Source organism: Klebsiella indica, from assembly GCF_005860775.1.
In the GTDB taxonomy this organism is placed as follows: Bacteria; Pseudomonadota; Gammaproteobacteria; order Enterobacterales; family Enterobacteriaceae; genus Klebsiella; species Klebsiella indica.
The window spans coordinates 273,786-294,639 of the sequence record NZ_VCHQ01000026.1 but is presented as its reverse complement, the minus strand read 5'-3'; the positions used below and the strand labels follow the sequence as shown (position 1 = coordinate 294,639).

Sequence of the window (20,854 nt, the reverse complement as noted above, 5' to 3'; positions counted from 1 at the left end):
GACAGGCGAGGGGCTGGCAGGAAATTGCAGCGGCCAGAGTATAGAGCAGATGACATCAAAGAAGGGTAAATATCCGGGCGATAGTATTAAAAAACACCATCCGCAGGAAGGGACGGTGTTTTTATCATCATTCAGCTGAAAATTTATCCACCGCGGCGTTTGCGCCCGGTGGCGTGGACGTGGTTAACCGTAGTTTCTTCATCGCCCTCCAGCAGCACTTTTTTCTGCCGGGAAAGTTTGTAGTTCAGACCGAGAAGATGACGTGCCTGATGGTTCGATTTCATTCTTACTCCTTTATCCTGTTGCGGTTTCAAGGACAAGCCCGACCTGCGCCGGACGAAATTTAACCCTAAGTACACCGCCCGTTTTGGGGCAGTGATAATTATCGTGGTCCAGTTTGCCTGGATTGGCAATGCTGAAAGCACAGATTAACAACGCCCGCTCGACGGGAGTAACGGACGAACCGTCCGTATTGCCCGGAAGGCTGACGCCTTACGGGGCTGCGGGATAAATTCGGGCCAGGCTGGATCTGGCGTTAGCCGCCGTCCGGCAGGAATCGTGAGCCCGTGGTTATCCATTGTTGCTGGTTAACGGGGGATTACCACTTCATTTCGCCGGTATTCACTTTTGCGCTCAGCGCCAGCGAACTCTCTTCCGCGAGCCCCGGCCAGCGCTGTTTCATCGCCTTAATGACGTCTGCGGAATCTTTATGCTCTTTGAGCGTCTGCTCAAATTGGATCAGATAATCGCGGGTAAAGACAATCGCGCGATCGCCTGCTGGCAGCGTGCCGAGATAATGACCGGGGATCACCCGTTGCGGATGCAGAGCAGCCATCTCGTCAAGGGTATTGATCCACTGCTGACGGCTGGCGACGCTTTGGGTATCCGCTGTCCAGACGTGCATCCCCCACGCGACGCCGGTACCGCCAAGAATCGCTTTGTTCCCCGGTATCCAGACAAAGGCGGCATAATTCTGTGGCTGGCGGATCTCGACTTTTTCGCCATCGATAGTGAAGCTGTTAGCGGCAATCACCTGTGGAACGTAAATCTGTTGCGGCGCGCCGTCTTTCATCTGCGGGCCCCAGTACGCCAGTTTGGCCGCTTTGGTGGCATTGATATGTTTCACGACCTCAGCGGTGGCTACCACGTTTGCATCCGGGAAGGCTTTAACCAGCGGCTGCAGGCCAAAGTAGAAATCAGGATCGCCGGACGTGATGACGATGCGGGTGAGCTTTTTACCGCTTTTTTTAATCATATCAACCAGTTTGTCACCATCTTTACTGCTGAACTGGGCATTAAATAACACGGCTTCATGGGGGCCGGAGACGAGAGTGGAGTTGACGGCGAAAATACCGTTCTCCTGCGGATTGTAGGTTTGCAGCGTTAAAGGGGCGGCCAGTAGTGTGGTGCTGAACAGCGTGGTGGCGATAGCAAGGGCAGATAATTTCATATTGGTTTCTCTCCGTCAGATGAATAGACGCTATTGTACGGATTTCTGGATTTGCGAAAATTCCTGAAAAAAGAGATGCTGAGTTTCATAAAACGTGCAGATGGAAACGGAAAATGGATCGGGTGATCGCCGCGCAGGTGTATATGCGTATTTGTGAACTGGGGAGTTTAAGCGCCGCCGCGCGCGCGCTGGGGATGTCGCGACCGATGGTTAGCCGCTATCTGGAACAGATGGAGCAGTGGGCAGGAACCCGGCTGATCCATCGTTCAACCCGTAAGCTGACCTTAACGCCCGCCGGGGAAAAGGTGCTGCAAAAGACGCGAACGCTGACGCAACTCGCGGATGAAATCGCCGGGCAATCCGAACGGGCGATCCCCAGCGGTACGCTGCGGGTTGCCTGCGCCCATTTCACCGCCATGCAGCTTATCTCACCGCTCTTACCGGATTTTCTTGCCCGCTATCCGCAATTGCGTCTTGAACTGGATATCAACAACCATCCGGTGAGCCTGATTGGCGAGCGGATCGACGTAGCGATTCGTATTACCGATAACCCGGAGCCGGGCGCTATCGCCCGCCGCCTTGGCGTCTGCCGTTCCGTGCTGTGCGCCTCGCCGCGCTGGTTACAGCACCACGGACCGCTGCGAACGCCGGAGGATTTGGCGCATCACAATTGCCTGCACTATAGCCATTTTGCCAGCCAGAGCTGGCAGTTTACCGATCCTGCTGGCGACAAGATCGCGGTGGCGGTGTCCGGTAATCTTAGCGCCGGGATCTCTTCGCTGCTGCTGGAGGCTGCGGTTGCCGGTTGCGGCATCGCCATGCTGCCGGAACTGGAGGCGCAAAGGGCGCTGAACAGCGGCGCGCTGAAGCGGGTGTTACCGGCCTGGCAGCCGAAAGCGCTGGGCGTGTATGGCGTTTATCTCTCACGTGATTATCCCCCGAGCGCATTGCCGCTATTTCTCGAAGCGATTCAGCAGACGCTGATTCAAACTACCGGAAGACAAGGAACCGCCAATGATTTTGTTTCGCCCGATGCGTAATGACGAGTACCCGGCTTATCTCGACTATTTTCTCCCCGATTATGCCGCAGAAATTGCGGCCAACTATGGCCTTTCATCGTCGGCCGCGCTGGCTCAGGCGCAACAGGAAATCGCGGAGGCTTTACCCGCTGGCGTCAATACCCGCGGCCAGGTTCTTCTCTGTTTACTCAATGATGTTGAGGGGAGAGAAACGCCGATTGGCTATCTCTGGTACAAGCCAGATGAGCCAACGCGCTCTGCGTTTATCTGCGATTTTTATATTTTTCCGACCGTTCAGGGCCAGGGGTTGGGTAAACAGACTATGGTTGCCTTTGAGAATGAACTGAAAAACAGAGGTATCAGGCAAATTAAATTGCGGGTTGCCGGGGATAATCAACGCGCTCGTCATCTCTATGAAGCCACCGGATTCCGCGTCACCGGCGTGAATATGTGCAAAAATATCTCAGCGGATTGAGCTGATGAAAAAAGCGTGCGCCGTCCAAAGGGGCAAAGGGCTTCTATACTTAACCTTCTAATGTCAAAAAGGAGCGAATAATGGCAATTCATAAGAAAGGTCAGGCGCATTGGGAAGGGGATCTGAAAAGTGGTAAGGGAACCGTCTCTACCGAGAGCGGCGCGCTCAATCAACAGCCTTATGGTTTCAACACGCGCTTTGAAGGCGTAAAGGGGACCAATCCGGAAGAGCTTATCGGCGCCGCCCATGCCGCCTGTTTCTCTATGGCGCTCTCGCTGATGCTCAGCGAAGAGGGCTATACCGCCACTTCTATTGATACCGTGGCGGTGGTGACGCTGGATAAATCCGGCGGCGGCTTTGCGATCACCAACATTGCGCTACAGAGCAAAATCGTTCTGCCGGGCGTTGATGCCGACGTCTTTGACGGCATTATTCAGAAAGCGAAGGCTGGCTGCCCGGTATCACAGGTGCTGAATGCTGAGATAAGCCTCGACTATCAGCTTAACCCTTAACCTCTCTGGTGCCCGCTACCGGCGGGCATTTCCTGGGTTAACGCCACCGTTGGCGAATGCCTCCCGCAGCGAATAATGCTATCTTTGCCGCTCAACGAAACGAGCAGGTAAAGTCATGATCGGCATACGCGGAATGATCGAATCCCAGGTTCTGGGCTTAACCGGCATGGCGCTGAAAGAGATAGATTTTGAACATCCCAAAGGCGAACCGGGGCTGTTTGGCCCGCAGTCGGCTATCTGGCAGGTTCACGGGGATTTTACCGCCATGCTGTGCGGCGGCGTCAGCGCGCTGCTGTTACAGATGCTCCATCCGCTGGCGCTGGCGGGCGTCTGGGATCACTCCCGTTTCCGGGACGATATTTTTGGCCGTCTGCGGCGCACCAGCCAGTTTATTTCCGCCACGACTTTTGGCACCGTCGTTGATGCCGAACGGCTGATCGCAAAAGTGAAGGCGATCCATCTGCGGGTGAGCGGCGAGGACAAAGATGGCACGCCGTATCGGGCCAGCGATCCGGATTTGCTCACCTGGGTCCATGTTGCCGAGTGCAGCAGCTTTATGGCCTCGCATCTGCGCTATAAACGCACTGTGGTCAGCACCGCCCGTCAGCAGCAGTATTATCAGGAAGCCGCGGAGATCGCCCGCCGTCTTGGGGCGCGTGATATCCCGGTCACTCCCCGTCAGGTTTCCGACTACCTGCAGGATATGCGCCCGCAGTTACGCTGTGATGAACGAACCCGCGAAGTGGCTGACCTGCTGCTGTCGACGCGCTTGCCAGGCCGGTTAAGCCAGCCGGTTGGACGGATCATGATGTGTGCCGGTATTGACCTGTTACCGTCCTGGGCGCAGGAGATGCTTCATTTGCCGATGCGCCCGGCGCGGCGGCATGGCGCGCGGATTGCGGTACATGGCATTGCGCGCATATTGCGCGCGTCGGTACGTAACGGCGCGTATCACTGTGCAATGCGCCGGATGAGTGCCGGTTAGCCATCCTGTAATGTGAATTATTCAGGGGATGCATTGTCGTTGAACTCGGTCATGCGCTCGGTGGGTGCAAGCGACTGGTCGGCGCGCCGGTGCAATACTATTGAGCGCAATCTGCTGGATATGACAGACCAGTCCCCCTTACCGGAGCAACTTAAGCCGGATCGCTACTTCAATCTGACCTGATGTCATTAGCCATTGTGTATGTTTATTATTCGTTAAATAAGTTAAATCTAATGCATGATAGACAACATTGATTATACAGAGACGGCCATGATTGTTATGCTTTCGTTAATAAAAAGCCCGTTATCGCCCCTGAATCATTTAAGTTGCAGGACAAAACGCTGCGGCTGTTTTTAAACAGCACTTGCGTTGCCCGGAAGTGGTGAGTCCAGATTATTGCCCACGCCCATGCAACCTGAAGTATGACGGGATGATATGCCGATCGCGGGCGATAAGAGAGAGTACGGCGGATCGCCTGCAATTCGCTGCTGAAAGCACATCAGGAGTTAACATGAGTAGTAAAAAACGCGTCGTTCCAGGGGTCCATCCTTATGATGGTCCGGCAGGGGGCTGGGGCGCATTAAAAGCCACCGCTATTGCCGTGCGTACGCAAATGGATGTACTCGATGCACCGTCCACGCTACTTCGTACTAACCAGCCGGATGGATTTGACTGCCCCGGTTGCGCCTGGCCGGATAAAGAGCATAAATCGACGTTTCAGTTCTGTGAAAACGGCGCCAAAGCCGTGACCTGGGAAGCCACCAGTAAACGCGTCACCGCGGAATTTCTGGCTGCCAATACGGTCACCTCACTGCTGGAAAAGAGCGACTTCGAACTGGAAGGTTACGGTCGTTTAACCCGGCCTTTAGCCTACGATAAAAAGAGCGATACCCTGCGTCCGGTTGCCTGGGAAGAGGCATTCACCCGTATCGGCGAAATCCTCCGTTCTCTGCAGCCCGATGAGGTTGAGTTTTACACCTCCGGGCGGGCCTCCAATGAAGTGGCTTACTTATTTCAGCTTTTTGCCCGTGAACTGGGTACCAACAACTTCCCGGACTGCTCCAACATGTGCCATGAGTCGACCAGCGTCGGCCTGCCGCAGTCCATCGGTATCGGCAAAGGCACGGTCTCGCTGGATGACTTTGACAAGACCGAACTGGTGATTTCCATCGGGCACAACCCTGGCACCAACCACCCGCGAATGATGGGGACGCTGCATGAGCTGGCGCGCCGCGGCGTACCGATCATCGTTTTCAATCCGCTAAAAGAGCGTGCGCTGGAGCGTTTCGCCGACCCGCAGAATGTCATCGAGATGGCGACATACCGTTCAACCAACATTGCCTCCACCTATTTTCAGGTGAAAGCCGGCGGCGACGCGGCGGCATTAAAGGGGATCGCGAAAGCGTTGCTGCGGATGGAAAAAGAGCAGGGCGGGGTGCTGGATCGGGCGTTTATCGACGAACATACGCTGGGCTTTGCTGATTTCGCCCAGGATCTTGCAATTACCCACTGGCACGATATTGAACGTGAGTCTGGCCTGACGCGCGACGATCTTGAGCGGGTGGCGGCGGCATACGCCAAATCGAATGCCACCATTATTACCTACGGTATGGGTATCACCCAGCACAACAAAGGCACGTCAAACGTGCGCCTGATTGCCGATCTGCTGCTGATGCGCGGAAATATTGGTAAGCCCGGCGCCGGGATCTGCCCGTTGCGCGGCCACTCCAACGTGCAGGGTAACCGTACCGTGGGCATCACTGAAAAACCGGGCGCCCCGTTTCTGGCCAACCTTCGCCGGGTGTTCGGTTTTGAACCGCCGCAGGCGCACGGTCACGATGCGGTGAAAGCGCTACAGGCGATGATCGACGGCGAATCCAAAGCCCTGCTGTGTCTTGGTGGTAACTTTGCGGTGGCGATGCCGGATCACCAACGGGCCTTTCCGGCAATGCGGGGGCTGGATCTGAGCGTACATATTGGCACCAAGCTTAACCGTTCGCATTTGCTGGTCGCCAAAGAGACCTTTATTTTGCCCTGTCTGGGCCGCACCGAGCTGGATATCCAGGAGACGGGGCGTCAGTCGATTACCGTCGAGGATTCGATGTCGATGGTTCACGCTTCATCAGGCAAACTGAAACCCGCTTCCCCGCATCTGCGCTCGGAGCCCGCGATTGTCGCCGGAATGGCAATGGCGACGCTGCCTGAGAGTAAAATTGACTGGCTGGCGCTGGTCGCGGATTACGACAGGATCCGCGATTTGATCGAGCAAACGATTCCCGGCTTTGACAATTACAACCAGCGTATACGCCATCCCGGGGGCTTTCGTATGCCGCTGCCGCCGACTGAACGTATCTGGCCGACGCCGACCGGTAAGGCGATGTTTTCGGTTTTCCACGGCATCCATGAAAACCAGCAGGTTGAGGGGGAAAATGTGATGCGCCTGGTGACACTGCGCAGTCACGATCAATATAACACCACCATCTACGCTATGGATGACCGCTACCGTGGCGTTTTTGGTCGTCGTGATGTGCTGTTTATGAATGAGCAGGATATGGCAGAGCAGGGGTTAGAGCATGGCGATCGGGTGGATATTAGCTCCGCGCTGCCGGGTCATCACCAGCGGCTGGAGGATATCACCGTGGTGGCTTATAGCATCGCACCGGGCACTGTTGCCGCCTATTACCCCGAAGCGAACGTGCTGGTGCCGCTGGATTATCTTGATAAAGAGAGCGGCACGCCCTCCTATAAATCGGCCCCTGTCCGTCTGACTCTGCGCTCGAAAGAGATCCGCGCGCTGGCGGGGCTTCGTTAAGCCGTTATTCCGCGTATGTCGCCTGCCATTGCGGGCTCTGTGTCAGAGCCCGCCCAACAAAATCCGCCCCCTGTAGCTGTAGGCCGATACACGCGCCACCGTTGATGGCGCTTGAATTTCATCAAGGCTGAACATAACATTTAGCTAACATTTTTCCTGTTGTGCTGACAGCAGCGGCGGAAAGCGCCGGCGCAATGCGCAATAACTGGATTATTGATGGATATTAAACAGCTTAAATATCTGATTGCGCTCGACAGAACGCGTCATTTTGGCCAGGCCGCGGCGGCCTGTCACATCACCCAGCCCACGCTCTCCATGCGCATCCGTAATCTGGAAGACGAGTTGAACCTGACGCTGATTCAGCGAGGACAACGCTTTGAAGGATTTACGCCGGAAGGCGAGCGTATTCTGGCCTGGGCGCGCGCGCTTTTAGCGGCCCACGATGGACTGGAAGCGGAAGCGGCGATTTGTCGTGGGCATATGGTCGGCCAGCTAAGAGTGGGAATGGTGCCGTTAGCCAGCCTGAATCCGATGCAACTGATTAAGCCGCTGGCCGATAAATACCCGGAACTGCAGTTCAGTCTGTTATCAATGACGTCAGAGCAGATTATTGATGGTGTCAGCCGTAATCAGTTGGATCTTGGGATCTGCTATCTGCACCACGTTGATAGTCCATTATTTCACGCGGTCTGGTTGCCCAGGACCCGGATGGGGTTGTTACATGATAAGCGTTATTTTCAGTTTGGCGATGCGATCCCTGAGTGGGACGCGCTGGCCGCGCTGCCTCTTGGCTTTCTGACTAAGGGCATGTATTACCGTGAATCGATTGAAATGAGCTTCAAGTCAAAGGGGCTGACGCCGAAGTACGTTTTTGAAAGTGACTCCACTTTTCAAATTATCCAGGCGGTACAGGCCGGGATCTGCTGCGCGATTATGCCGCTGAATAATGGCCTCGAAGCGTTAAGCGATAATCTGGAAATCTGCCCCATTGCGGAAACGGAGGTCGACTCAACGCTGGCGTTGATCATGCGCAACAAGGAGCCGGTGTCGTCGCTGGCGGAAAAATGTTTTGCCGATGCGCAGGTGATTTTTACCGAACGCCAGTAGGTTAGCGATGTTTGACGGCCTGAGATCGGCTTTATAGGTCGGCCTTAAGGTTCGCCGACCGACTTAGCGATGACAAACGATTGCAGGCAAGCGCCGCCCGCGAATCCTGGCGGCGCTTGCCATCAGATATTCTCCAGGCTGATTCCCCGGGTTTTCGGCCCGAAGATACCCACAGACAACATCACCATCAGCATGCTGGCGACGATAAAACTAATCACCCCTGGCGCACCGGCATATTGCAGGATAATGCCAATCAGAATACTGGTAATTGCCGTTGAGAGCCGACTAAAGGAGTAGCAGAAGCCCACTGCCCGGGCGCGAATGTGCGTTGGAAAGACTTCCGCCTGATAGGCGTGATAGCTGATGGTCAGCCAGGCGTTCGACCAGGTGATCATAAATCCGCACACCACCAGCAATAGTGGGCTGTTCTCCAGCGCAAACAGGGTGCCGAAAATCACCGTCATCAATGCAGAGAGAACAATTTGCCATTTGTTTTCAAAGTGATGGACAAAGCGGGTGCAAAACAGACAGCCAAGCGGATAGGCAAGGGTAATAAAAAATGCATATAACAGGCTGTGGGTGATGCTGGCTCCCTGGCCGGAAAGCAGCGCTGGCAGCCAGTTACCAAAACCAAAAAAGCCGATGGACTGGAAGAAATTCATTACCATCAGCATGATCGTGCGTTTGCGGTACTGCGGCGTCCAGATCTCTTTAAACGCGCCCAGTTTCAGCGGGTTATTTTGCTTCTCAATATAATGACGCGGCGATGGAGAAACGCCGCAGCGTTGTTCCATTTCGCACATTACCTTGTGGGCGTCCTCGTGACGGCCTTTTTCATCCAGCCAGCGTGCCGACTCCGGCAAATTCTTGCGAATAATCCAAATTACCAGCGAACAGAGTGCGCCGAAAATAATGACCCAGCGCCAGCCGGTGAGACCGAAAAGGGTGGTGGGCACCAGTAACCAGGACATCAGCGCCACGGCGGGAACCGACAGGAACTGAATAAAGAAAGCGAAAGCGAAGGCTTTGTTGCGCAGATGCGTAGGCACCCATTCACTTAAGTAAGTATCAATGGTAACGAGCTCAATGCCGAGGCCGACTCCAACCAGGAAACGGCAGAAGATCACCCCTTCGGCGCTGTTCTGCAGCGCCATAATCAGGGAGAAAACGCCGTACCATGCGAGGGCGAACATAAATGTCAGGCGACGTCCCAGTTTATCCGCCAGAGGCGCCAGCAGGCTGGCGCCGATGAACAGTCCCATAAAGGTTGACGAGGCAAATGCCGCCTGGTCGGAGATGCCGAAAATGCCGTTTTCACCGGTATGAAAGATATTTTCTGCCAGTAGTCCTGTACTGATATAACCGGTCTGAAAAAGATCGTATAGCTCGAAGAAACCGCCCAGCGCCAGTAGCGTGATAAATGTCCACAGGCCAACTGATGCGGGGAGCGCATCAATGCGCGCGGTTAAGCTGGAGTGGGGCTCTCCTGGGGCGCTGAACGGTACGTCGCCCAGAACCTGGGGGGTAGACATATTATTATTTCCTTAAGGTAAAATGTTTGCCTGCTAATGTTAATTGATTGTTAGTGGTTTTAAATTTTTAATCATGCGCCATATGGACGATGAGCAGCAAAAAATGCTGATAAAATGCTATATAATTGGTAATTAAACTGCTTTCTGTTCACCCCGACGGTGATATTTGAAGTTAACCACCAGATGGGATAAAGATTGCCGGTTATCGGCGTTGAATGGCGATACAACATGAATCTTTCCCTGCGACTGATAACCCCCCCATAGGGGAAGTGCGTGCTGGGCTGTTCGTCAGAGTGGGGTTAACGCCTTACCGGGCCTGGCGGATCAGCCATATTATCCAGTTATGCAGTCAGCAGTCCGGATTTGTAGCATCAGATAATCCTAAACAAATCGTCACTAACGGAAGATTTTAACTTTACTCATATAAACGGATGACTATAATAGGCGCAAATTCAAACAGGAGAAATATGTTGGACAGTCACCCTAACAAAAACAAAAAGGCAAGCTGACGCTATTTTCCCTGCGCTGCTTGCCAGACCGGCGGGCAGCAATCTTCTCCTCATCCAGACGATTGCATCCCATAAAAACAAACGCAGCATAGCTGCGAGGATAATCGTCATGTTCATGTTTAAAAATACATTATTTCCTCCACCGTCAGCACGACGCTAATCGCCTCCCCGGCGAAAATTTGTCGTGCGCTTAATAAAGCGCGTAATTAATTCTTCCAGAAAAAATGGAGGAAGCTGTGTTGATGTTTCCTTATATCGCAAATTTACTCGCAGCGATGCTATTAGGCGCGCTAATTGGCGCTGAAAGACAATGGCGGCAGCGAATGGCAGGCCTGCGTACGAATGCGCTGGTGGCTACCGGCGCGGCGGTTTTTATTCTTAGTTCAATTTCAACATCGCCGGATAGTCCGGGACGTATTGCGGCGCAGGTGGTTTCCGGAATTGGCTTCCTCGGCGCTGGCGTCATCATGCGTGAAGGCATGAACGTGCGGGGGCTGAATACTGCCGCGACGCTGTGGTGTTCTGCGGCGATTGGCGTGCTGTGCGGGCTGGGGCAGTTCTGGCAAGCGGCGGCGGCGACGCTGATAATCCTCTGTGCCAATATTTTATTACGTGAAGCGGCCCAGCGTATTAATCGCTTCCCCGGGGCGACAGAGGAAGAAAAATGCTACGTCCTGAATATTATCTGTAATAGCGAACATGAAAAGGCGATTCGCCAGCTATTACTCAATCTCAGTAAAGAGATAGCGCTCAGCCTGCAGGGAATGGTTTCAATTTCAGCGCAAGAACAGGGGCATAAAGAAATCCGCCTTGAACTGGTCGGCCATACCGATTATCGCAAGGCAGGGGATATTATTATGTCAAGAATTGGCGGGCATGAAAATATTACCTCTGTCCGCTGGTGCGTCGAGGGGAGTTAATCTCTCTGATATTCCACAATGACGGTGGTTCACCTAAGGAGGGAATGATGGATGTTCCCTGGCAATTAAAGTCATAGGCGCGTAAGCGCGTAAAAAATAAATTATGCATAAACATTTTATGCAGAGTTAACGACGTCTTAAATTTGAGGGTTAATCATGACTGACATGAAAATAGAACGCCGGAAAATAAACCGGAATGCGTCAGCAAATGATAAGCAGCATAAAAAAAGCTTTGCCATTGAAACCGAGGCATTTAACAGCCCGGACCATACCCTGGCACGGCTTAACAGCAGCCGTCTGGGGCTGACAACGGAGGACGCGCGCGAACGACTGGATGAATATGGCCGTAACGAAGTGGCCCATGAGCAGGCACCGCCTGCGCTGATCCAACTTCTGCAGGCATTCAATAACCCGTTTATTTACGTGCTGATGGCGCTGGCTGCCGTAAGCTTCGTCACCGATTATTGGCTGCCGAGGCTTCACGGTGAAGAGACCGATCTGACCGGGATCATTATCATTGTGACGATGGTCAGCCTGAGCGGTTTATTGCGTTTCTGGCAGGAGTTTCGTACTAACAAAGCGGCGCAGGCGCTGAAATCAATGGTTCGCACCACGGCGACGGTGCTGCGTCGCGGACCGGGCAATATCGGCCCGGTGCAGGAAGAGGTTGCGATTGCAGAGCTGGTGCCGGGAGATGTGATCTTCCTCGCCGCCGGAGACCTTGTCCCGGCAGATGTTCGTCTGCTGGAGTCACGGGATCTGTTTGTCAGCCAGTCGATTCTCAGCGGCGAGTCGCTGCCGGTTGAAAAGTATGATGTGATGGGCAGCGTTTCCGGTAAAGGCAGTGAACAGCTGTCCGGATCGAACAAGGGCAAAAGTTTGCTTGAAATGGGCAATATCTGCCTGATGGGCACCAATGTCACCAGCGGCAGAGCGCAGGCGGTGGTGGTGGCCACCGGAAATCGCACCTGGTTTGGCTCGCTGGCGAAGTCCATCGTCGGTACGCGCACTCAGACGGCGTTCGATCGCGGGGTGAACAGCGTGAGCTGGCTGCTGATCCGCTTTATGCTGGTGATGGTGCCGATCGTGCTGTTGATTAACGGTTTCAGCAAAGGTGATTGGGTGGAGGCATCGCTGTTTGCTCTTGCGGTAGCGGTCGGCCTGACGCCGGAAATGCTGCCGATGATCGTCAGCTCTAACCTGGCGAAGGGCGCTATCGCCATGTCGCGGCGTAAAGTGATCGTTAAGCGGCTCAACGCCATTCAGAATTTTGGCGCGATGGACGTGTTGTGCACCGATAAAACCGGTACGCTGACCCAGGACAACATCATTCTTGAACATCATCTTGATGCCAGCGGCGCAGAGAGTGACCGGGTACTCACGCTGGCATGGCTCAACAGCAGCAGCCAGAGCGGGGCGCGTAACCTGATGGATCGGGCGGTATTGCGCTTCGGAGAAGAACGGATTACGCCATCGACAAAAGAGCGTTTTGTGAAGCTTGATGAACTGCCGTTCGATTTTGTCCGCCGCCGCGTGTCGGTCTCCGTGGACGATGTGCGCCACGGCGACAAAAGTCTGATCTGCAAAGGCGCCGTCGAAGAGATGCTGATGGTCGCTACACATCTGCGGGAAGGTGACAGCGTGGTCGCGCTGGATGATGCCCGCCGTGCGCAGCTGTTAGCAAAAACCGAAGATTACAACGCTCAGGGCTTCCGCGTACTGCTGGTGGCAACTCGCAAACTGGATGACTCCGCGCTGACAACGCCGCTAAGCACGGCAGATGAGCAGGGATTAACGGTTGAAGGAATGCTGACGTTTCTCGATCCGCCGAAAGATAGCGCGGGAAAAGCGATTACCGCGCTGCGCGATAACGGCGTGGGGGTGAAAGTGCTGACTGGCGATAACCCGGTCGTTACGGCGCGTATTTGCCGGGAAGTGGGGATTGATGCGGATGACATCCTCACCGGTGCGCAGATTGACGCGATGTCAGATAACGAACTGGCGCGGGAAGTGGAAACGCGTTCGGTGTTTGCGAAGCTGACGCCGCTACAGAAGTCACGCATTCTCAAAACATTACAGCAAAACGGCCATACCGTCGGTTTTCTTGGTGACGGTATTAATGATGCCCCGGCGCTGCGCGATGCGGATGTGGGAATTTCGGTTGACAGCGCCATGGATATTGCGAAAGAAGCGTCCGATATCATCTTGCTGGAAAAAGATCTGATGGTACTGGAAGAAGGCGTGATCAAAGGACGTGAGACCTTCGGCAATATCATTAAGTACCTGAACATGACCGCCAGTTCTAATTTCGGCAACGTGTTTTCGGTACTGGTGGCCAGCGCGTTTATCCCGTTCCTGCCGATGCTGGCGATTCATCTGCTGATCCAGAACCTGATGTACGATATTTCCCAGCTGTCGCTGCCGTGGGACAAGATGGACAAAGAGTTTCTGCGCAAGCCGCGCAAGTGGGATGCAAAGAACATTGGCCGCTTTATGCTATGGATTGGTCCGACATCGTCTATTTTTGACATCTCCACTTTCGCGCTGATGTGGTATGTGTTCGCGGCCAATAACGTTGAAGCGCAGGCGTTATTCCAGTCCGGCTGGTTTATAGAGGGCCTGCTGTCGCAGACGCTGGTGGTGCATATGCTGAGAACGCAGAAAATCCCGTTTATCCAGAGCCGTGCGACGCTGCCGGTTTTGCTCACCACTGCCCTGATTATGGTGATTGGGATCTATATCCCGTTCTCGCCGTTGGGGACGATGGTCGGCCTGGAGCCGCTGCCAATGAGCTACTTCCCGTGGCTGGTCGCCACGTTGCTCAGCTACTGTCTGGTGGCGCAGGGCATGAAGCGGTTGTATATCAAACGGTTCGGTCAGTGGTTCTGATATTAAGGAGGCACCGGGATGCATCGTTCTCCGGAGACGATTATCGCGCTGATATTTTTCCTCATGGGTCTGCTGGTACTGCTGCTGGCTATCTGGCAAATCCTGTTCTGATAATAAGGCGGGGCCAATGCGCAAAGGATCGCTGGATAAAGTCTTTATTCAGGTGGTGATTATCGTAGTCATTATTATTCTGCTGACCATCTGGATAAGGTAAGAGAAGCCCCGGCGGGCGTAAAGCCTGCCGGGGAAAGTTATTACAGATCGAAGCGGTCCAGATTCATTACTTTGGTCCATGCCGCCACAAAATCGGTAACGAACTTCTGCCGCGCGTCGCTGCAGGCATAGACTTCTGCCAGGGCGCGAAGTACAGAGTTGGAACCAAACACCAGATCAACACGGGTAGCGGTGTATTTCTCTTCACCGCTCTTACGATCGCGGCCGATAAACAGCTCAGACTGCTCGTCAGCGGCTTTCCAGACGGTACCCATATCAAGCAGATTGACGAAGAAATCATTGCTCAACACGCCTGGCCGGTCGGTAAATACACCATGCTGGCTGCCGTCGAAGTTGGCGCCCAGTACGCGAAGACCGCCGACCAGTACCGTCATTTCCGGTGCCGTCAGCGTTAACTGCTGGGCTTTATCGATCAGCAGCGTTTCGGTGGACACGCCGCCTCCCACGCGACGATAGTTGCGGAAACCATCAGCCAGCGGTTGCAGCAGATCCATCGCGTCGACATCGGTCTGATCCTGTCGCGCATCGACGCGGCCCGGCGCAAAGGGAACGCTGACCGGAACACCCGCCGCGGCGGCCGCCTGTTCAATGCCAACGACACCCGCCAGGACGATAATATCGGCCAGCGATGCCTTACCTGACGCGTTGTGGATCGCCTGCAGCGTCGGTAATACGCGGGCGGCAATTGCGTTGACCGGCCAGGATTTTTGCGGCTCCAGCGCCAGACGCGCGCCGTTGGCACCGCCGCGTTTATCGCCGCCGCGGAAGGTGGATGCCGAAGCCCAGGCAACGGAAACCAGTTCGCTTACCGAGAGCCCCGCATCGGCAATAGCGGTTTTCAGGGCCGCGATATCGTCTGCGGTCGGGGCGTGAATGGCTGCCGGTAACGGGTCCTGCCAGATCAGATCTTCTTTCGGGACTTCCGGCCCCATGTAGCGGGATTTTGGCCCCATATCACGGTGGATCAGCTTGAACCACGCGCGGGCAAAGGCTTCGTTAAAGGCCTGCGGGTCGTTGAGAAAACGGCGTGAAATTTTATCGAATTCCGGATCGAAACGCAGCGTCAGGTCAGTGACCAGCATCGTCGGCTTGCGTTTTTTCTCCGGATTGAATGGATCAGGAATAATTTCCGGCGCGTCTTTCGCTTCGAACTGAATTGCGCCAGCCGGGCTGCGCGTTTGTACCCATTCATATTTATACAGGTTTTCGAAGAAGTAGTTGCTCCACTGGGTAGGGGTTTGCGTCCAGACCACTTCCAGACCGGATGTTATCGCATCCGCACCCGCGCCGCTGCCATAGCTGTTAGCCCAGCCCAGACCCTGGGCTTCAATCGGCGCGGCTTCCGGTTCTGCGCCAACATGGCTGGCGACGGCGGCACCGTGCGTTTTACCCAGCGTGTGTCCCCCGGCGATCAGCGCGACGATCTCTTCATCGTTCATCGCCATATTGCCAAAGGTCGCGCGAATCGCGGCGGCGGCGGAAAGCGGGTCGCCGCTGGCGCCGGGCCCTTCCGGGTTAACGTAGATCAGCCCCATCTCGGTTGCGCCGATGGCCTGCTTATTCAGGCTTTCCGGATGGCGATGCGCCAGCCATTCCGTTTCATTACCCCAGTCTACGTCCAGATCCGGTTCCCACACGTCCTCACGACCGGCGCCAAAACCAAAGGTGCGGAAACCGGCGTTTTCCAGCGCGACGTTGCCTGCCAGCATATAAAGGTCGGCCCAGGAGATTTTCTGACCATATTTTTGTTTCACCGGCCACAGCAGGCGGCGGGCTTTGTCGAGGCTGACGTTATCCGGCCAGGAGTTCAGCGGGGCGAAGCGCTGCTGACCGCGTCCTGCGCCGCCGCGGCCATCCACGGTACGATAGGTACCGGCACCGTGCCAGGCCATACGAATAAACAGCCCGATATAGCTCCCCCAGTCCGCTGGCCACCACTCCTGCGAGTCGGTGAGCAGGGCGCGCAGATCGGCTTTCAGCGCCGAATAGTCGAGCTTCTTAAACTCTTCCCGATAATTAAAGTTTTCACCCAGCGGGTTTGAACGATGAGAGTGCTGATTCAGCAGATCCACGCGTAGTTGATTTGGCCACCAGTCGCGGTTAGTGGTGCCACTCCCGGCGCTCTGCGTCGGCGCTTCAGTGTGGAAAGGGCATTTTCCTGCTGCGGCGTTATTTGAAGGGTCGTTTGACGTGCTCATATCAGGCTCCGTTTGCTTTTGTGAATGCCATAACGATATACACTGCTTCCAATAAGTGATACTTGAATAAGTCTACGGATTTAATAGTTATTTCCGTTCAATTGTCGGGATGAGAAACGCGTATTGATTGTTGTATACCCGACATAATTCGCGCCGCAGTGAGGGACAAACGAAACCGATCCCCGGACGGGCGCATCCCGTACATCGCCGAAGTAAGCGCAGGCGGCCAATAAAGCGGCAGCGTGAACTATGACGGGTATATAAAGCTGGCTATCGAAACCATCTTAATAACCATAGTCGTAACAGGGGAGTAACGGAAACGCTAAAGTGCTTTCACTGCTACCGAATGCTAATTGTTTGAGTTATGACAAGTTTCCGTTCGTCATCGCCTGCAGAAAGGTTTTGCCATCGTGGCTTTTTATACGTTCTCGGTTGGGGGGCTGATTGCTGGTTTTTTCGCCTTTCGCGTCAGTTCCGCCACAATCACCGATCCACGCACCAAATCCATGCAATGCTCCATTATTACACCCCATTTTAGGGAGAAAGGACGCGGCTTATCTCTATCATGTTGATTTTATTTGCCCTTAATTTCTGGCACAAGGATTGCTTGTCACCATAAGAAGGCAGCGCAACAGACAATCTGGATAACATAATAGCTGGCTAGGGTTCCGGTTCACGCAGGTGAACGTCTGGTCCGAGAGCTGGCGACCTCTGCGAGGTTACACGGCGGGATAAAAGCCCGGGAGACAGCAGCACCGTTGGGTGTCGCGCTGCCCCCGTTTCTCGTGCCAACCAGAGGTTTATCATGAAGACATCATCAATATTCCGCTCTTTCGTTTTGTCAATGGCGTTACTGGTCAGCGTGCCATCCTTTGCCGCCGTAAAAAAAGAGTTCAATATCTGTTGGACTATTTACGCCGGATGGATGCCCTGGGGCGCCATCAGTAACGAAAAAATTATTGATAAATGGGCCAGTAAATACGGCATCAAAATCAATATCGTTCAGCTCAACGACTATATCGAATCCATCAACCAGTACACCGCGGGCCAGTTTGACGGCTGCACCATGACGAATATGGATGCGCTGACCATTCCGGCGGCAGGTGGCGTTGATACCACGGCGCTGATTACCGGTAGCTATTCCGACGGTAACGATGGCGTGGTACTGAAAGGCACAGGGAAAAAACTCAGCGACCTGAAAGGGATGTCGGTCTACCTCCCGGAACTCTCGGTCTCACACTATCTGCTGGTGCGCGGTCTGGAAAAGGCCGGACTGCAGGAAAAAGATGTCAAAATCGTCAATACCTCGGATGCTGATATTGTCTCCGCCTTTGGCACGAGCAGCGTGCGCGCGGCGGTGGCCTGGAATCCGCAACTCTCCGCGATCAAAAAAACGCCGCAAACCACTGAAGTGTTTAGCTCCTCGCAGGTGCCCGGTGAGCTAATCGACATGATGGTGGTGAATACCCAAACCCTGAAAGATAACCCGGCACTGGGCAAAGCCCTGACCGGCGCCTGGTTTGAAATGATGGCCAAAATGAAGGCTGGCGATACGCAGGCGCTGAAAGCGATGGCCGCCGATTCCGGGACCGACCTGGCGGGTTACCAGGCGCAGCTTAAAACAACCCATCTGTTCTGGACGCCCGCCGACACGCTGGCATTCATCTCTTCCCCTGAACTGGCAAAAACGATGCAGCGGGTGGCTAAGTTCTCCTTTGACAAGGGGCTGCTCGGAGAAGGCGCACAAAGTGCTGACTTTATCGGTATGACGTTTCCCGGCAACGTCACCGTCGGTGATAGCGCAAACAGCAAACTGCGCTTTGACGATCGCTACCTGAAGATGGCCATTGCCGGCCAGCTGTAATTACTGATCCTGGGAGTCCACGCCATGCGCCACATTAACCGCCATCCTCGACAGGGTATGCGCCTGACGCTGATGCTATTGCCTTTCGTGCTGCTGATTGCCGCCTGGTTTATCGGGTCAGCGGTGCGTCTGGAAGCCAATCCGCAGGACAAGCTGTTGCCCGGCCTGTCGCAGATGCTCGCGGCCATTGACCGGATGGCATTCACCCCGGATAAGCGCAGCGGCGAGTATCTGCTGTGGGTCGACACGCTGGTTAGCCTGAGCCGTCTGTTGACGGGACTGGCGCTCTCTTCGCTGATCGGCCTGTGCATCGGTATTGCCGCAGGCGTATTCCCGATGTGTCGCGCCGCGCTATCGCCGTTGATGACCGTGGTGTCCATGATCCCGCCGCTGGCGATTCTGCCGATACTGTTTATCGTCTTCGGGCTGGATGAGCTATCAAAAGTGATGCTCATTGTTATCGGCATCACGCCGATGCTGGCCCGTGACCTTGAACAACGGGCGCAGGAGATCCCGACGGAGCTGTTTATTAAAGCCCAAACCCTCGGCGCCAATAGCTGGACGGTGGTGCTGCGGGTGGTGCTACCCCAGCTTTTATCACGGCTGATTACCTCACTGCGACTGCTGCTTGGATCGGCATGGTTATTTTTGATCTCTGCCGAGGCCATTTCCGCTACCGCCGGGCTGGGGTATCGCATCTTCCTGGTCCGTCGTTATATGGCGATGGATGTGATTATTCCTTATGTCCTCTGGATAACGTTGCTGGCATGGCTGATGGATCTGGCGCTGCGTCGGCTGCATAACGTTTGTTTTCCGTGGGCGGAAGGAGGCCGGATATGAGTTTTATCAACATCAACAATATCTGGCAGGAGTACGGCGACCATGTCGTGCTGGAACGCATCAACTTGCAGGTTAAACAGGGAGAGTTCTGCTCGATGGTTGGTGCATCCGGCTGTGGGAAGTCGACGTTTTTACGTCTGTTGCTCGGCCAGGAGCAACCCACGCGAGGAACCATCACGCTTGAAGGTCAGCCGCTGGTGGCGGAACCGGATCGCAGCCGCGGCGTGGTATTCCAGCGCTATTCCGTATTCCCGCATCTCAACGTGCTGGATAACGTCGTTATCGGGCTCGAACTGCCGGTTTCGCCGCTGTTTGGTCGCTTGTACGGTCGCCGGAAACGCGATGCTCGCCAGCAGGCGCAGCAGATGCTGGAGCGAGTCGGGCTGGGCCATGCGCTGGAAAAATATCCGGCGCAACTGTCGGGCGGCATGCAGCAGCGGCTGGCGATTGCTCAGGCGTTTGTGATGCAGCCGCGCGTGCTGCTGCTTGATGAACCCTTCGGCGCGCTGGACCCCGGTATTCGCAAGGATATGCATACCCTGTTGCTCCAGCTATGGCGCGAAACCGGTATGACGGTGTTTATGGTTACGCACGACCTCGCGGAAGGCTTCAACCTTGGCACCCGGTTGCTGGTTTTTGACAAAGTGCGCATCGACCCACAGGCGCCAGAAGCCTGGGGCGCGCGCATTACCTACGATATACCGCTTAATGAAACGCGGATGTCGCAGTTGACAACCGATAGCGACAATAACGTTTACGCATTAAGGAGATAGTCTGATGACCGTACTTTTTCACTCATCCCCCAGCCTGCGCGAAGAGCGACTTCCCGGCGGGGCGCATACCTCGCTGATTTTGCGTAAGGGACAGATCCTGCGCCTGACCGATATCGAAGGCGGGGCTAACGTCAGCATGATGATGCTCAATCCTCACGAGAAAAGTGAACGTCTGAACCTGCCGGATACCCTGAAGGGGCAGCACACCGCCCGCCTGACCGCCGGTCACTGTTTCTACTCCGATATGGGCCGGGTGCTCGCCGGGATCGTGGCAGATAGCTGCGGCTGGCACGATCCGTTCGGCGGCGTACTCAATGCGGATGAAACGCGCGACAAATACGGCGCAGGACGCTACCAGGAACTGCGCAACGGCTTTTATCGCAACGGCGTCGATAACCTGTTGGTGGAGATGGGGAAATGGGGGCTTGGCCTTGAAGATTTGCTGATGGTAGTCAACTTCTTCAGCAAGGTCACCGTCGATGACGACGGCAGCTTCCGGTTTATCACCGGCCACAGCCGCCCCGGCGATTACGTTGAACTGTTTGCGCCGATGGATGTGTTGCTGGTACTGACCGCATTGCCGCATCCGCAGGACCCTGCCGTTGAATACGCCCCGCGTCCGGTACAACTGAGCTGGTATCGGGCCGACGATGAGCACGCCGCCGTAGACGCGCTATTGACACGCGACGAAAACCGGCGCGCGTTCCTCAATACCCAACTTTTTGCCCTGTAAGG

Annotated in this window: 18 protein-coding genes, 1 pseudogene and 1 riboswitch; of the genes and pseudogenes, 15 read left to right on the top strand and 4 right to left on the bottom strand. The window is 54.9% G+C overall.

The window, feature by feature from the left end; translation table 11 throughout:
• Positions 1–143: 143 nt before the first annotated feature.
• Positions 144–284 (bottom strand): stationary-phase-induced ribosome-associated protein, encoded by a 141-nt coding sequence (sra, locus tag FE839_RS19270; protein ID WP_138362378.1) that lies wholly within the window; start codon positions 282–284, stop codon positions 144–146.
• A gap of 314 nt (positions 285–598) precedes the next feature.
• The gene (locus FE839_RS19265; protein ID WP_138362377.1) at positions 599–1,450 is read right to left on the bottom strand and encodes a Vmh family MBL fold metallo-hydrolase; all 852 of its coding nucleotides are present in this window, start codon (positions 1,448–1,450) and stop codon (positions 599–601) included.
• A gap of 113 nt (positions 1,451–1,563) precedes the next feature.
• Between FE839_RS19265 and FE839_RS19260 the strand changes: the two genes are divergently transcribed.
• The 7 genes and pseudogenes from FE839_RS19260 to FE839_RS19230 all read left to right on the top strand — a co-directional run bounded on the left by FE839_RS19260 (position 1,564) and on the right by FE839_RS19230 (position 8,360).
• Positions 1,564–2,490 carry a LysR family transcriptional regulator gene (locus tag FE839_RS19260; RefSeq protein ID WP_138362376.1) on the top strand — a complete coding sequence of 309 codons (927 nt, stop codon included), beginning with the start codon at positions 1,564–1,566 and terminating at the stop codon, positions 2,488–2,490.
• Entirely contained in the window at positions 2,465–2,944 is a 480-nt protein-coding gene (locus FE839_RS19255) for a GNAT family N-acetyltransferase (protein WP_138362375.1), read from the top strand. Before FE839_RS19260 ends, FE839_RS19255 begins: the two co-directional genes overlap by 26 nt.
• Before the next feature lie 80 nt (positions 2,945–3,024).
• Positions 3,025–3,456, top strand: a complete 432-nt coding sequence (locus tag FE839_RS19250) for an OsmC family protein (RefSeq protein ID WP_138362374.1) — start codon at positions 3,025–3,027, stop codon at positions 3,454–3,456.
• Positions 3,457–3,571: 115 nt separating this feature from the next.
• Positions 3,572–4,441, top strand: coding sequence for an oxygenase MpaB family protein (locus tag FE839_RS19245; RefSeq protein WP_138362373.1), 870 nt, complete (start codon positions 3,572–3,574; stop codon positions 4,439–4,441).
• Between the two features lie 90 nt (positions 4,442–4,531).
• Positions 4,532–4,624, top strand: a pseudogene (locus tag FE839_RS19240) (bestrophin family protein); the annotation flags it as partial.
• Positions 4,625–4,952: 328 nt separating this feature from the next.
• A complete protein-coding gene (locus tag FE839_RS19235) occupies positions 4,953–7,253 on the top strand; it encodes an FdhF/YdeP family oxidoreductase (protein ID WP_138362372.1) in 2,301 nt (766 codons plus the stop codon).
• A 216-nt stretch (positions 7,254–7,469) separates the two neighbouring features.
• Positions 7,470–8,360, top strand: coding sequence for a LysR family transcriptional regulator (locus FE839_RS19230; RefSeq protein ID WP_138362371.1), 891 nt, complete (start codon positions 7,470–7,472; stop codon positions 8,358–8,360).
• 122 nt (positions 8,361–8,482) lie between these two features.
• On the opposite strand, the gene FE839_RS19225 is transcribed toward FE839_RS19230, so the two are convergent.
• Complete coding sequence (locus FE839_RS19225) at positions 8,483–9,892, bottom strand: MFS transporter (protein WP_138362370.1); 1,410 nt, start codon at positions 9,890–9,892, stop codon at positions 8,483–8,485.
• 733 nt (positions 9,893–10,625) lie between these two features.
• Between FE839_RS19225 and FE839_RS19220 the strand changes: the two genes are divergently transcribed.
• The 4 genes from FE839_RS19220 (at position 10,626) to mgtU (ending at position 14,424) form a co-directional block, all read left to right on the top strand.
• Positions 10,626–11,321, top strand: coding sequence for an MgtC family protein (locus tag FE839_RS19220; RefSeq protein WP_138362369.1), 696 nt, complete (start codon positions 10,626–10,628; stop codon positions 11,319–11,321).
• Positions 11,322–11,477: 156 nt separating this feature from the next.
• A complete protein-coding gene (gene mgtA, locus FE839_RS19215; RefSeq protein ID WP_138362368.1) occupies positions 11,478–14,210 on the top strand; it encodes a magnesium-translocating P-type ATPase in 2,733 nt (910 codons plus the stop codon).
• A gap of 18 nt (positions 14,211–14,228) precedes the next feature.
• Positions 14,229–14,321: a protein MgtR gene (gene mgtR, locus FE839_RS19210; protein WP_138362367.1), complete on the top strand. Its 93-nt coding sequence runs from the start codon at positions 14,229–14,231 to the stop codon at positions 14,319–14,321.
• A 16-nt stretch (positions 14,322–14,337) separates the two neighbouring features.
• On the top strand, positions 14,338–14,424 hold the full coding sequence (gene mgtU / locus FE839_RS25015) for a magnesium transporter protection protein MgtU (protein WP_277753121.1): 87 nt from the start codon (positions 14,338–14,340) through the stop codon (positions 14,422–14,424).
• Positions 14,425–14,464: 40 nt separating this feature from the next.
• Here the strand turns inward: mgtU and katG are convergent, their stop codons facing one another.
• Positions 14,465–16,642: a catalase/peroxidase HPI gene (gene katG, locus FE839_RS19205; protein WP_138362366.1), complete on the bottom strand. Its 2,178-nt coding sequence runs from the start codon at positions 16,640–16,642 to the stop codon at positions 14,465–14,467.
• A 649-nt stretch (positions 16,643–17,291) separates the two neighbouring features.
• A riboswitch (guanidine-I (ykkC/yxkD leader) is annotated at positions 17,292–17,390 on the top strand.
• A gap of 57 nt (positions 17,391–17,447) precedes the next feature.
• Between katG and FE839_RS19200 the strand changes: the two genes are divergently transcribed.
• The 4 genes from FE839_RS19200 to FE839_RS19185 are packed head-to-tail and all read left to right on the top strand — an operon-like array spanning position 17,448 to position 20,852.
• Positions 17,448–18,506: a putative urea ABC transporter substrate-binding protein gene (locus tag FE839_RS19200; RefSeq protein WP_138362365.1), complete on the top strand. Its 1,059-nt coding sequence runs from the start codon at positions 17,448–17,450 to the stop codon at positions 18,504–18,506.
• A gap of 24 nt (positions 18,507–18,530) precedes the next feature.
• Positions 18,531–19,346, top strand: a complete 816-nt coding sequence (locus FE839_RS19195) for an ABC transporter permease (RefSeq protein WP_138362364.1) — start codon at positions 18,531–18,533, stop codon at positions 19,344–19,346.
• Positions 19,343–20,119: an ABC transporter ATP-binding protein gene (locus tag FE839_RS19190; protein ID WP_138362363.1), complete on the top strand. Its 777-nt coding sequence runs from the start codon at positions 19,343–19,345 to the stop codon at positions 20,117–20,119. Before FE839_RS19195 ends, FE839_RS19190 begins: the two co-directional genes overlap by 4 nt.
• A 4-nt stretch (positions 20,120–20,123) precedes the next feature.
• Positions 20,124–20,852, top strand: a complete 729-nt coding sequence (locus tag FE839_RS19185) for an urea amidolyase associated protein UAAP1 (RefSeq protein ID WP_138362362.1) — start codon at positions 20,124–20,126, stop codon at positions 20,850–20,852.
• Positions 20,853–20,854 lie beyond the last annotated feature (2 nt).